The 12948-nt window shown below is 68.0% G+C and carries 13 protein-coding genes; 11 read left to right on the forward strand and 2 right to left on the reverse strand.

Features of this window, described 5'->3' with window-relative positions; all coding sequences use genetic code 11:
• Positions 1 to 22 precede the first annotated feature (22 nt).
• From DU502_RS15040 to DU502_RS15055, 4 genes are all read left to right on the forward strand, one after another.
• Positions 23 to 634, forward strand: coding sequence for a translation initiation factor IF-2 subunit beta (locus tag DU502_RS15040; protein WP_121921568.1), 612 nt, complete (start codon positions 23 to 25; stop codon positions 632 to 634).
• A 45-nt stretch (positions 635 to 679) separates the two neighbouring features.
• Positions 680 to 1405: a fumarylacetoacetate hydrolase family protein gene (locus DU502_RS15045; protein WP_121921569.1), complete on the forward strand. Its 726-nt coding sequence runs from the start codon at positions 680 to 682 to the stop codon at positions 1403 to 1405.
• A 31-nt stretch (positions 1406 to 1436) separates the two neighbouring features.
• The gene (locus DU502_RS15050; RefSeq protein WP_121921570.1) at positions 1437 to 1685 is read left to right on the forward strand and encodes a DUF7385 family protein; all 249 of its coding nucleotides are present in this window, start codon (positions 1437 to 1439) and stop codon (positions 1683 to 1685) included.
• 63 nt (positions 1686 to 1748) lie between these two features.
• Complete coding sequence (locus DU502_RS15055) at positions 1749 to 2180, forward strand: universal stress protein (RefSeq protein WP_121921571.1); 432 nt, start codon at positions 1749 to 1751, stop codon at positions 2178 to 2180.
• A gap of 16 nt (positions 2181 to 2196) precedes the next feature.
• Here DU502_RS15055 and msrB read toward each other — a convergent pair whose 3' ends face one another.
• Both msrB and DU502_RS15065 read right to left on the reverse strand, forming a co-directional pair.
• Positions 2197 to 2601 (reverse strand): peptide-methionine (R)-S-oxide reductase MsrB, encoded by a 405-nt coding sequence (gene msrB / locus DU502_RS15060; RefSeq protein WP_121921572.1) that lies wholly within the window; start codon positions 2599 to 2601, stop codon positions 2197 to 2199.
• Positions 2602 to 2638: 37 nt separating this feature from the next.
• Complete coding sequence (locus DU502_RS15065) at positions 2639 to 3307, reverse strand: HAD family hydrolase (RefSeq protein ID WP_121921573.1); 669 nt, start codon at positions 3305 to 3307, stop codon at positions 2639 to 2641.
• Positions 3308 to 3552: 245 nt separating this feature from the next.
• Here DU502_RS15065 and DU502_RS18575 point away from each other — a divergent pair, with 245 nt between their 5' ends.
• From DU502_RS18575 to DU502_RS15100, 7 genes are all read left to right on the forward strand, one after another.
• Complete coding sequence (locus tag DU502_RS18575; RefSeq protein WP_199722752.1) at positions 3553 to 4143, forward strand: hypothetical protein; 591 nt, start codon at positions 3553 to 3555, stop codon at positions 4141 to 4143.
• An 89-nt stretch (positions 4144 to 4232) separates the two neighbouring features.
• The gene (locus DU502_RS15075) at positions 4233 to 5807 is read left to right on the forward strand and encodes a DUF7827 domain-containing protein (protein WP_121921574.1); all 1575 of its coding nucleotides are present in this window, start codon (positions 4233 to 4235) and stop codon (positions 5805 to 5807) included.
• A 40-nt stretch (positions 5808 to 5847) separates the two neighbouring features.
• On the forward strand, positions 5848 to 6954 hold the full coding sequence (locus DU502_RS15080; RefSeq protein WP_121921575.1) for a lamin tail domain-containing protein: 1107 nt from the start codon (positions 5848 to 5850) through the stop codon (positions 6952 to 6954).
• A 128-nt stretch (positions 6955 to 7082) separates the two neighbouring features.
• Positions 7083 to 8714 (forward strand): COG1361 S-layer family protein, encoded by a 1632-nt coding sequence (locus tag DU502_RS15085; protein ID WP_121921576.1) that lies wholly within the window; start codon positions 7083 to 7085, stop codon positions 8712 to 8714.
• 60 nt (positions 8715 to 8774) lie between these two features.
• Positions 8775 to 11153, forward strand: coding sequence for an efflux RND transporter permease subunit (locus DU502_RS15090; protein WP_121921577.1), 2379 nt, complete (start codon positions 8775 to 8777; stop codon positions 11151 to 11153).
• A gap of 48 nt (positions 11154 to 11201) precedes the next feature.
• Positions 11202 to 12110: a dihydrodipicolinate synthase family protein gene (locus DU502_RS15095; protein WP_121921578.1), complete on the forward strand. Its 909-nt coding sequence runs from the start codon at positions 11202 to 11204 to the stop codon at positions 12108 to 12110.
• A gap of 52 nt (positions 12111 to 12162) precedes the next feature.
• Complete coding sequence (locus DU502_RS15100; RefSeq protein ID WP_121921579.1) at positions 12163 to 12933, forward strand: CehA/McbA family metallohydrolase; 771 nt, start codon at positions 12163 to 12165, stop codon at positions 12931 to 12933.
• Positions 12934 to 12948 lie beyond the last annotated feature (15 nt).

Consider the following 12948-nt stretch of genomic DNA (forward strand, 5'->3'; position numbering starts at 1 on the left):
GTCACAGACCCGTCCCTGACGTATGAACTACGATTCTGCGCTCGACCGCGCCTACGACACGCTTCCGGAGCGAACGCGGGAGGCAGGTGACCGCCTGCAGGTCCCCGACCCGGTCGGCGAGACGGACGGCGCGTTCACCCGCCTGACGAACCTCGGCGACATCGCGGACGCGCTCGGCCGCGAGCCCGAACACCTTCACCGCTCGATCCAGCGCGAACTCGGGACGAACGGCCAGTTCGATGGCGACCGCGCCCGCTACAACGGTTCCTTCACCGTCAGCGAGTTCGACGCCGCCATCGACGCCTACGTCACCGAGTACGTCACGTGTTCGGAGTGTGGCCTGCCGGACACCAACCTCGTCCGCGAGGACGGCGTCGACATGCTCCGCTGTACGGCGTGTGGGGCGTTCCGTCCGGTCGCCAAGCGCCCGCAGCAGAGTTCGTCGTCGAGCACCCCGACGCTGGAGGAGGGCAAGACCTACCAGCTCCAGATCACGGGCACCGGCCGCAAGGGCGACGGCGTCGCCGAGCGCGGCAAGTACACTATCTTCGTCCCCGGCGCGCAGGAGGGGCAGGTCGTCGAGGCGTACATCGAGAACATCAGCGGGACGCTCGCGTTCGCGCAGTTGGCGTAGGCGGAAACCGAAACCGATAGTCGGCCGGCTACCGTCGTCGGTGCCATGCGACTGGCACGCATCTCCACGGCCAAGGGCATCTTCACCGGCGAGTACGACGACGGCGTCGTCTACACCGAGGGCGACGGCGAGGCGTACACGATCGGTGAGGACGCCGAACTGATGGCGCCCTGCGATCCCGACGCCATCTTCTGTACGGGTCGCAACTTCGGCGCGAAGATCGAACAGATGGGCGAGGGTGACCTCCCGGACCGCCCGGACTGGTTCATCAAGCCGCCACACGCGCTCCACCCGCCGAATCAGCCCATCGAATACCCCGAGTGGATGAGTTCGTTCACCTACGCGGGCGAACTCGCCGCGGTCATCGGCGAACGGTGTCACGACCTCACCGTCGACGAGGTGGACGACGCCCTCCTCGGCTACACCATCCTGAACGACCTCGACGCCTACGATCAGGACCGCCGCACGGCCCGGAAGACGTTCGACGGGTCGGCACCGCTGGGACCGTGGATCGAGACCGACGTGGACCTCGACGGGATGGCGATGGAGACGGTCATCTCGGGCGAACAGCGCCAGTCTGCGGCGACCGACGAGATGATCTTCCATCCCGAGGAAATCGTCGCCTTCCTCTCGGAACGATACACCTTCCGCCCGGGCGACGTCATCTCGTTCGGCAGTCCGGCGAACCCCGGCCTCCTCGAACCCGGCGACACCGTCGAGATCACCTACGAGGGCGTCGGGACGCTGCGAAACGAGATCGTAGAGCCGTAACGCCTAACGCGCTCGCGTGCGGCTCCCTCCCATGGCCGAACGCCTCGACCTCTCGGACGGGTTCGACGTCCACGACTACCGCGCGGGGCTGAAACTCCACACGCAGGACGGCACGTCGATGTATCTGGAGAATCGGAAGGGGTACGAGTGTCCGGCCTGCGGACGGCAGTTCGAGCGCCTGTTCGTCTCGGAGGACGACCGGGTCACGTTCGGCAACCCCCCGGACGCGCCGTTCTGTCTCGCGCGGACGCCCGAACGGATGCTTCTGTTGACACACTGACCGTTTCCGCAACGCCGAACCGAAAAGCGTGAGAGTCCGCGCGTCGAACCGACGACTCACACGATGTACGAGGACATCCTGCTCCCGACGGACGGGAGCGAGTCGATGGACGCGGTGATCGATCACGCGGCCGACATCGCCGCGCGCCGCGACGCCACGGTACACGCCCTGTACGTTATCGACGACCGCTCGTTTCTGACGCTGCAGGAGGAGATGAAAGGGGACGTGGTCGACGGCCTCCGGGCCGAAGGCGAGACGGCGACCACGGCGGTCGCGAGTCGCCTCGAAGCCGACGGCGTCACCGTCCGAACGGCGATCCGCAAGGGCAACCCCGCCGACGAAGTGCTCGACTACGTCGAGGAGGTGGGGATCGATCTCGTCGTCATGGGCACCCACGGCGCCGACTACGAGCGCAACATGCTCGGCAGCGTCTCGCAGAAGGTCGTGACGATGTCGGACGTGCCGGTGCTGACCGTCAACATCGGCGAGCGGTAGCTAACCGTCGGCAGTCCTACTCGGACTCGAAATCGAGCGCGACGGAGTTGATACAGTAGCGCTCGCCCGTCGGATCGGGACCGTCCTCGAAGACGTGGCCGAGGTGGCCGCCACACCGGGCACACAGGACTTCCGTCCGCGACATCCCGTGTCGGGTGTCCGTCTCCAACTCCACGGAGCCGTCGAGGGCGTCGTAGAAACTCGGCCACCCGGTCCCGGAGCCGAACTTGGTCTCGGAATCGAACAGTTCGGCACCACAGCCGGCGCAGGTGTACGTGCCGTCCGCCTTCTGGTCGAGGTAGTCGCCGCTGAACTTGGGTTCCGTGCCGCGTTCGCGCAGGATGTGGTACTCGTCGTCGGAGAGTCGTTCGCGCCACTCCTCGTCGGACAGGTCAGCTAGGGATCGCTCCTCGTTGCTCATAGCAGGGATTGGGGCTGGAGCGGCATAGCCTCGGCGCCTACCGGACCGGCACGCCGTCGATATCGAGCAGATCGGTCAGCCCGTCGAGTTCGTAGGTGGGCTCGACCGAGAGATCGTAGGACTCGCGGTGGGGACGGCGGACGAAGGCGGCGTCGAGGCCGGCGTTGCGCGCCGCCAGCACGTCGGACTCGCTATCGCCGACGAAGAGCGCGGAGTCGGCGTCCAGATCGGCGAGCGCGCGGTGGAGGTAGTAGGGCTCGGGTTTCTTTCGCCCCAGACTGCGAATCGTGGGGTCGCGGCCGTACGCGGTGGCGAAGAGGTCACGGGTGGCGAAGAAGTCGTGCATGAAGTCGACGGTGTCCTGCTGGTTGGAACTGACGATGCCGCGGGGGGCGTCGATGTCGCGGACGGCGTCGAAATCGTCGTAGAGGGCGGCCCGCCCGGCGCGGAGTTCGACCCGCTGGGCGTGCGAGGAGTGGTAGTCGCGGGCGCGCCAGAAGCGCTCCGGGTCGATATCGTAGGTCGCACAGACCGACGAGAGGAGGTCGGGCGTGACGCCGATAGCAACCCGGTCAACGTCGTCGGGGTCGGGGTCGGAGACGCCGAGGGCGTCGAACGCCTCCCACGTGGCCCGGCGGAGGACCGCGCGGCCGACCGGTTCGACGAGGACGCCGTCGTTGTCGAACAGGACCGCCTCGTAATTCATGTACGGGAGTAGGGAGCGAAGAGGAAAAGCGTTTCATACGGTTTATTGTAAGTCAGTCCCGGTGGTTCGCCGGACCGTGTCGGCGAACCACTGGGAAACAGTTACAATAATCCGTACCAGTGGACGCGAAGTCGAGGGAGCGCCGCGACCGGTGACTCGTTGCGACCCGCGCGTCCCGGCGTTAAATATCACGAGCGGTAAATCGAGGGCGAGGTTTAATTCGCTCGGCCACGACGTTCGCGTCGATGGGCGATGACCGTGTCGAACGGCGGGCGATTCTCGGCGTCGGTGCTGGCCTGCTCGCGTCGCTGGCGGGGTGTAGCGGGCTGTTCATCGAACCCGAGACGACGAGCACGCCAGTCGGCGGCGAACCGGGAGCGACGCCGACACCGATGGCCACGGCCACGGCGACGCCCACCGAGTCCGCTACCGACACGCCGACGCAACCGACACGGACCGCCACGGCCACGCCGATGCCGAGCGAATCGGTCGAGATTCGGAACCGCCTGCTGGCCGTCGAGCGGAGTCAACTCGAGAAGTTCGCGCACGTCACCTACCGGTTCGACGTCGAGAACGTCGGGAATCGAGCGATCAGGGACATCGAGTTCCGGGTTCGCGTGCGGTACGAACACGAGGAGTACTCGCGGCTCGTCGCCACCGACTACCCGCGCTTCTGGTTCGACGACGGGGACGACGACGACGACGGCCTCGACGCCGACGAGGAAGAGCGCGTGATTGGGCAGGTCCGGTTCGAACGCGACGGCCGGGCCCAGGAATCGACCGCTGTCGACCGATTCTCTCTCGAACTCGCGATCCGCCGAATACGCTACCTGTGAGCCGTCGAAACCCGGATTCTCCACAAAATACTTAGCCGGGAACAGGGTAGCGTCAGGTAATGGGGAGGCGTCGACGAACGACCCGGGCAGTGGGACTCGTACTCGTCTGTAGCCTCCTGCTCGCGTCGGCGAGCGTCGGTGGTGTCGTCACGGCACAGGAAGCCGACAACCTCCGGTTCGCCGACGCGGTGACGACCGAACAGCGCGGCGACGTGGCGCGAATCCCGATTCGGGTCGGTGACCGCCGATACGTCGCCCTCTCGGTGCGATCACCCACCGGCACGTACGACACGCGGATTCGCGTCGTCGACGCCGACGGCGACGGTCGCGTGGTGGTCACGATCGACACGTTCCGTGCCGGCTGGACTGCCGACGAATCGACGGCGTACGCGGCCGGACCGGGCGACCGGGTCACTGCCGTCGACCGACGGACGCGCCGTCTCGATGGCCCGCTACCCGAACGCCGATACAACCTCGTCGCCGCCTCGGGGAGCGATAGCACGTCGGCGTCGCTGATACTGGACGCCGGTAGCGTCGGTGCGGCGACGGCGGCGACGATTCCCGCGGATCGCCTCGCCGGCGACGCGGCCGCGGTGCCGGCGACACACCGCTTCGAGACGGACCGAATCGCCACCGGCGACCACGCCGTCGTCGCGTTCAACGTCAGCGGGATCGGTGGAGTGCTCGCGTCGACGTCGCCGCCGGGGACGAACCTCGTGTTCCCGACCGACAGTATGCCGGGCGCGACGACGACGCACACCGTCAGCGTCGACACCGACCGGCGAATCACGACCGAGACGATCACCGTTCGGTACGCCGACGGCGGCGCACCACAGCGGTTTGGCCGCTTCGACACCGCCCGGATTCGGGCGCTCGGCGTCGACACCGACGGCGACGGCATCGTCGACACCGACCGTCTGTCGACCGTCGAGAGCGTCGACACCACGCGGTCGGGGACCGCCATCACGATCCACCTCGACACCGCGGTGACGGTCGACGACGACGACACCCTCCTCGTCGACTATCGGGCGACGAACCCCGCCGAGGCGGGAACGTATCCGGTGCAGGCGTCGCTCGGTGACGGCGCCGACGCCGACGGCCACGTCGTCTACGGCGTGGCGGGGCGAGGGACGCTCGGCTACGGTCTGGACCTGCGCTTCGTGGCCGAAGACAACGAGACGGTCGTCGATCCGCTGGCGGCCGTGGACTACCACTACGCCGACGACCGCCTGTACGCCCTCGTGAACACGTCGACGCTCTCGGTCGGCCAGCGATACAGCGTCGGCCTGATCCGGTGGGGTGCGAGCCCGGTGGCCGAGGAGACACGGTCGGCGAGCGCCAGTATGCGGATCACCGAGCGAGGGGCGACACTCGTCGACCCGACCCCCGACGATCCGTTCGTCGTCGGGGGCGGCGAGACGACGATCCGGGCGGAGACGACGGTGGCACCGACGACCGAGGTGGTCGTCGAAGTGATCGGTGACACCCCGAACAGTTTCCTGTTCCGTCAGGCGACACGCGTCGGTGCCGACCGAACGGTCACGGCACGGTTCGACCTGCCGACGGCGGTCGACCGACAGTCCATCACGGTCCGCGTCGTCGACAACGGGACCGTGCTGGAGCAGGAGCGAGGCGTTATCGCGACTGAGAGCGGGGGCGAATAACTAAGTCGGTCCGTGGCGGAGCGTAGGCAACTCCCGCCGCATGCTCTCGCTCGTCTCGCTCGCGCTCGTTCTCGCTCTCGTCCTCGGCGGCGGCGCGTACGCCGTCGCCCGGATCGACGCTCTCGATTACCGTGTCGTCCTCGTCGTTGTGGCGGTCGCACTGGCCGTCGGCGGCGTGGCCGCACAGGTGGCGCCGCTCGCCCCGGCCGAACCGACGACGACGATTGCGAGCGAGCGAGCGCCCGGAGCGGCGGCGACGCCGACAGCGACGGCCAGCGATGGCGACGACGGAACCGCGGACGCGACTGCCGACCGCCGAGCGGCGGCGGACGGCGACGAAGTGGACGGGACGACGGCACAGCTGGAGGCGGCGACGAACGCGACGGTCGTCGGCGTCAGCGATGGCGACTGGATCACCTACCGGACCGCGTCGGGGAGTCGGCAGACGGTTCGTCTCGCAGGCATCGACGCGCCCAGTGCCAGCGGCGCCGACCCCGCCCGGTTCGACGGCGTCCTGACCGGGAGTCGGGGGCGAACCTGTCTGGCCGAACAGGGGCGGCGGGCGTTGCTCGACACGCGGTCGCTCCTCGTCGGCGAGTCGGTGACCGTCCGGTCGGTCGAGCGGCGAGGTAGCGTGACGAGCGCCGTTCTGGCGATGGACGGCCGGTCGATCAACCGTCGGTTGGTGGAGCGAGGCGACGCTCGCGCCACGGACGAACGGTACGCCGACGCGGAGCAGGCCGCCCGGAGCGCCGGGAGCGGCGTCTGGTCGTGTGCGACCGTCGAGCCCGACCGGCCGCTCCGGGAGTCGAACGAGTCGGGCGTCCGCATCGCCGCCGTCCACCCCAATCCGCCGGGTGACGACGGGGCGGCGCTCAACGACGAGTACGTCGTCGTCGAGAACGCCGGCGAAGTGACCGTCGACCTCTCGAACTGGTACCTGATCGACGGCGACGGCAAGATGTACTTCTTCTTCGACGGGCGGACGCTCCGTCCGGGCGAACAACTCGTCGTCCACGTGGGCTCGGGACGGAACACCGACGGCCACGTCTACTGGGGCGCGTCGAGTCCGGTCCTCGACAACGATCACGAGACGTTGAAACTCGTCGACGGTGACACCGAGCGAACGGTCAAACTGTCGTACTGAGTGTGAACGGTCGCTACAAGGACTGCTCTCGACCCGTGGAATAGAAACAACACTTTTTCAGTTCAACGGCGTTGTCGTGTGGTTTCGCTAATCGTCATCGTTATGACTGGCCAACCGCAGGTGCGACCATGAGGCGGATTACGATTCTAGCGGTCGTCGGTTTGCTACTCGTTGCGCCGGTCGTTCCCGCGGTGGCGTCGAGCGTCGTCAGCGGGAATCCGGAGCTGAGTTACAGTGTCGCCGACGACACGTTTCAGGCGAACCAGCAAGCGACGTTGACGGTCGTCGCCTCCAACGACGGCAACATCGAGGACGGCGGTGTCGGGCGCTTCGAGGAGCAAGTTCAGACGGCCCGGAGCGTCCAGATGAACGTTCGTGAAGGGCAGATCGAGGCGCCCATCGACGTGAAGTCGGGAACGGTGACCGCCGGGAGTATGGGCCCCGGCGGCACCGCGCAGTTCAGCTTCAATCTCGAAATCGGTGATGCAGAGCCGGGTACCTACACCATCCCGGTGGAGGTCACGTACCGCCACGCGCGAGCAGTGATCTACGACGAGACGGCGTCGGGCCCCGCCGAAATCGAGTACGTCTGGCTCAACGAGGAGCAGACGGTCAATCTGCGGATTCGGATCGAGGAGCGCGCGAAGTTCGACATCGTCTCCGAAGGGACGAACCGGTTGTTCGCGGGTGATACCGGGTCGCTCGCGTTCACGATCAAGAACACCGGGTCGCAGACGGCCGCGAACGCGTCGGTCCAACTGTCCTCGGCGGCGTCGGGCGTCTTCTTCGGGAATCCACAGAATCCCTCGGGAGATACGGGCGTGTTCGTCCGGTCGCTGGAGCCGGGTGAGACACGACGGGTGTCGGTGCAGGTCGGCGCCACCGACGACGTGTCGCCGGGCGAGTATCCCGTCAATACGGTCGTCTCCTACCGTGACGAGAACGACATCGGGCAACGCTCGGGGACGCTGACGACCGGCGTGTCGGTGCGGCCCGAGCGCACGTTCGAGATGGACGGAATCGAAACGTCGAACTTCCGGGTCGACGAGTCCGAGGCGACCATCACGGGGCGGATCACCAACACCGGGCCGGCGCCGGCGCGGAACGTCGTCGTCCGGATGCGCGATCACGGGACGGTGATGCCGACGAACGGCGAGTCGGCAGTCGGGACGCTCGGCCCCGGCGAATCCGCTCGCGTCTCGTTCACCACTGCTATCGCCAGCGACGCCGAACCCGGCTCGAACTCCTTCACCTTCGACGTGGAGTACGAGAACGCCGAGGGCGACGTGTTGACGGCGGCGAACCCGCTGCGGAAGACGGCAGAAATCGAGCCGGAGCGCGACCGGTTCGAGGTGTCGAACGTCTCGACGGCGGTGACGCCGGGTGGGACGGCACAGCTCAGCGCCGAGGTGCGCTACGTCGGTGACGAGCCCATCTCGGCGGTCAACGCTCGCCTGTTCACCAGCGATCCGCTGTCGACCTCCGACGACGGCGCCTTCCTCGGAACGATGGATTCGGGCGAGACGGCGACGGCGACGTTCCGGATCAGCGCGACGAGCGACGCGCTCCCCAAGGAGTACGCGTCCTCCATCGAGGTGCGGTACGACGAGGCCGACGGCGACACGGAGTTCACCGACGGGATGCCCATCGGTGTGCCCGTGAGCGAACCCGAGGGGGGCCCGCCGGTGCCGCCAATCGTCGTCGGTGCCGTGGTCGTGTTGGCTCTGATCGGCGGCGTCCTCTGGTACCGCCGTCGATGAGCGAGCGCGTGAGTGGTAGCGGGCGGCCGAACGCGGAGGCGGACCGGGAGGTGGCCCGCCGTGGGCGCGCTCCGTAACCTGTTCCGGGCGGTCGGCCACGAGATTCAGGCCCACCCCGTCGCCACGCTGACCGTCGCGCTGATACTGCTCTTCGCCGCCTTCGGTGGTGCCGCCCAGATCACGAGCGTCACGGGCGATCAGGCGTTCACCGGCTCCAACCCGACCCTGGAGAAGTTCAACGAGGCGTTCGACCGTGGCTCCATCGCCGTCCTCGTCAGAGGGGAGGTGACCGACCCGGCGACGATCCGGGCCATGGCGCGGTTCGACGACCGGATGTCCGAGGTCGAGAACGTGGCGTACGTCTCCAGCCCCGCCGATCAGGTGCGCGCCGAGTACGGCCGAATCCCCGACTCGGAGGCAAAAATCGAGCGCGTTCTCGGCCAGCCGAACATGGCGTTCGTGAACGTGGTGTTCGAACCCGGGCTCACCCAGCCGGAGGAACGGCCCATCTACACGGAGGCGCTGAAGGCCGAGGAGTGGGCGCGCTTCCCCGCCGGCGTGGGTGTGATCATCACCGGCTCGGCCGCCTTCTCCGCGCAACTGTCGGAACTCATCAGCCAGAGCACCAACCAGTTGCTCGGCCTCGCGGTGGGGCTGATGATCGTCGCGCTCTTCTTCCTCTTCCGGGGCGTGCGACTGCGACTCCTCCCCATCGTCGCGGTGTTCGTGGGCGTCCTCTACACGTTCGGCGCGATCGGCTACGCGGGCATCCCCAACTCCACCCTGACGAGTTCGGTCTTCCCCATCCTGATCGGCCTCGGCATCGACTACTCCGTGCAGTTCCACGAACGGTACGAGGAGGAGTTGGAGTCGGCGCCGCCGCGGCAGGCGCTCCCGCAGGCGCTGGCCGGCATCGGGCCGCCGGTGTTCGTGGCGATGCTCGCCGCCGCGCTGGGCTTCGGCGCGACGTGGATCTCCACCCGCGGGACGCCCGCGTTCGTCTGGTTCGCCCAGACCTCCATCTTCGGCGTCCTGCTGACCTTCCTCGCGGGCCTCATCGTCCTGCTCCCGGTGTTGACGCTGTACGCGCGGATTCGCCGACGCGGGTTCGGTGAAATCGGCCTCCGCGAACTCACGGATGGCGGGCGAGACGAGGGTGCGGTCGACGCCGAGTCAGTCGACGACGGTGCGGCCGACACCGAGGCCGACAATGACGCCACCGCCCCGAGCGAGGTGGCCGCGGCCGAACGGACGGGCGAGACGGACGCGACCGACTCCGACCGGGTCGGCCTGCTCGGACGGACGCTCGGGCGCACCTCGCGGACGCTCGCGGCCAATCCGGGCGTCGTGTTGCTCCTCGCGCTCGTCCTGATGGGCGCGGGCTTCCAGGCGGGACAGCAGTTAGATACGATGGCGGACACCGAGGAGTTCATCCCGCAGGACCTCCCGGCGTACGTCGACCTCCAGCAGTTCCGTTCCGTCACCGGCGGCGGGACCGCCGTCCAGTACGACGTGATCGTCCTCGGGAGCGACCTCAGGCATCCGGCGGTGTTACGCTGGATGGTGGAGTTCGAGCAGGTGGCCGTCGGCATGCCACTCGTGCAGGGTGTCGACTCGCCGGCGACGCTCGTCAAGGCACACAACGGGGGCGAGATTCCACAGACCGAGGCGGGCGTCGAGCGCGTCCTGAACCGGGTGCCCCCCCGGGAACGCGCCCAGTACTACAACGACGGCTACGCCCACATCACGGTCGTCGCGGCCCAGGACATGACGACGGGCGAGACGCTCTCGTTCATCTCGAACGTGCACGAGGCGATCGAGTTCAGCAACCCGCCGCCGGGCGTCCAGCCGGAACTCACGGGGACGGCCGCCATCTCGCCGCCCTCGATCGTCGATCAGATCGAGCGCCGAAACGTGACGACGGGACTCGGCGTGCTGTTCGTCTTCGGCCTCCTGCTGGCCTACTACCGACGGCTGGTGAAAGCCATTGCCCCGCTCGTCCCGATGCTCTTCGTCATCGGGTGGCAGAACCTCTACATGGCGGCGCTCGGCATCTCGGTCTCGCCGCTCGGCGCCTCGCTGGGCGCCATGAGCGTCGGCATCGGCGCCGAGTACACCATCATCGTGATGGAGCGCTACTACGAGGAGAAAAAGCGGGCGGGCGTGGGCAAACTCGACGCTGTGGAGACGGCGGCGACCCGCGTCGGCAAAGCCATCACTGTCTCGGGCATGACCACAGTGTTCGGCTTCTCGGCGCTGACGCTCTCGCCGTTCCCCATCCTCGCGGACTTCGGGTACCTGACCGTCGGCGTCATCTTCCTGACGCTGGTGGCGGCGCTAGCGACGCTCCCGCCGACGCTGATCGTCCTCGACACGGCGGAAGACCGGGTGAACGCTGCGCTCGGGCGGTCGACGGCCGACGCCGAGCCCACGCCCTGAGCACCGAGGGGAACGCATAACTGCCCGCGCGCCGAGTCGGGAACTACTATGCCAACTGCACCCACCGACTCGGAGTACGGGACCACACTGGTACCGACGGTGACGCCCTTCTCGAACGGCTCGGTCGACGCCGAGGCAGTCGCCGACCTCGCTGAGTTCGTCCTCGACGAGGGCGCCGACGGCCTCGTCCCCTGCGGGACGACGGGCGAGTTCGCCAGCCTGACCGACGAGGAGTACGAGACGGTCGTCCAGACGAGCGTCGACGCGGCGGACGGCGCCCCCGTCCTGCCCGGCGCGGCCGACACGAGCGTCGCCGGCACGCTGGATCGCATCGACACCGCGGCTGACTGCGGTGCCGACGCCGTCCTCATCGTCCTGCCGTACTTCCACGGCGCGAACGACCCGTCCGGCAACGAGCGGTTCCTCCGCGCCGTCCTCGAGGAGACGTCGCTCCCGATCATCCTCTACAACATCCCCTCCTGTGTCGGACAGTCCATCGACGCCGACCTCGTCGAGGCGGTGGCCGACCACCCCGACCTCGCCGGCATGAAGGACACGAGCGGCGACCTGACGCACTTCCTCGAGATCATCCGCCGGACGGGCGACGACTTCCACCTGTTTCAGGGGTGGGACAGCCAGCTCGTCCCGGCCGTCTCGATGGGTGCCACCGGCGGCATCAACGCGGTGTCGAACTACTACCCCGGCCTGATGTCGGAAGCCATCGACGCGGCGGCCGAGAACGACATGGAGCGCGGGCGCGACCTCCAGTTGAACGACATCGCGCCCATGTTCAACACGTCGCTGGAGTACGGCTTCGCCCCGACGACGAAGTCGGTGCTCGTCGAGCGTGGCGTCATCGACGACGATTCGGTGCGGCCGCCGCTGGTCGAACTGAACGACGAGCAGGTGGCGACGGTGCGGTCGCTCCTCGACGAGACGATCGCCGCCGCGGAGTAAGGCGACGGAGCGAAGCCACGAGGCTTATCTCCGTCCCGACCGAACTGGCAGTGTGAGCCAGACGACCATCCGGATCGACCCGCACGTCCACTCCGAGGGTTCCTACGACGGCCACGACCCTGTGGAGCTGCTGCTGGAGCAGGCGGCCGAAATCGGGCTAGACGGCATCGTCGTCACCGATCACGACGTGATCCACGAGTCGCTCCGGGCGGCCGAACTCGCCCCCGACTACGGGCTGATCGGGATTCCGGGCGTCGAGGTGTCGACGGACGTGGGGCATCTGCTGGCTATCGGCGTCTCGGAGATGCCGCCCCGGCGCGCCCCGCTGGACGAGACGGTCCAGTGGGTGCGCGACCACGGCGGCGTGGCGGTCGTCCCCCACCCGTTCCAGCGGAGCCGTCACGGCATTCCCCGGCGTCACCTCGTCGACTGCGACGCGATCGAGGTGTTCAATTCGTGGCTGTTCACGGGCTTTCGGAACCGGCGTGCGCGGCGCTTCGCGGCCGACCACGGCTATCCGGCACTCGCCGCGAGCGACGCCCACTCCGTGCCACACGTCGGGCGGGCGTTCACGGAACTCGTCCTCGACGACGTGGACCGATCGAGCCTCGACGGCGACACGGTCCTCGGGGCGATGCGCAACGGGTCGACGCGGATGCTGGGTCGCCGCCAACCGATTCCGGCGTCGGCCCGCCACTACGCGGTGGGATCGGCGCGCAAGAGCGGCTACTACGCGAAAGTCGGCGCCCTGAAAGGGCAGGCGGTCGCCCGGGCCGGCCTGCTCCGTGGGGCGCAACTGCTGGCCGAACTCTCGCCGCGCTGAATCGGCCCGACCGAC

This window comes from Haloplanus aerogenes (genome assembly GCF_003856835.1).
GTDB lineage: Archaea > Halobacteriota > Halobacteria > Halobacteriales > Haloferacaceae > Haloplanus > Haloplanus aerogenes.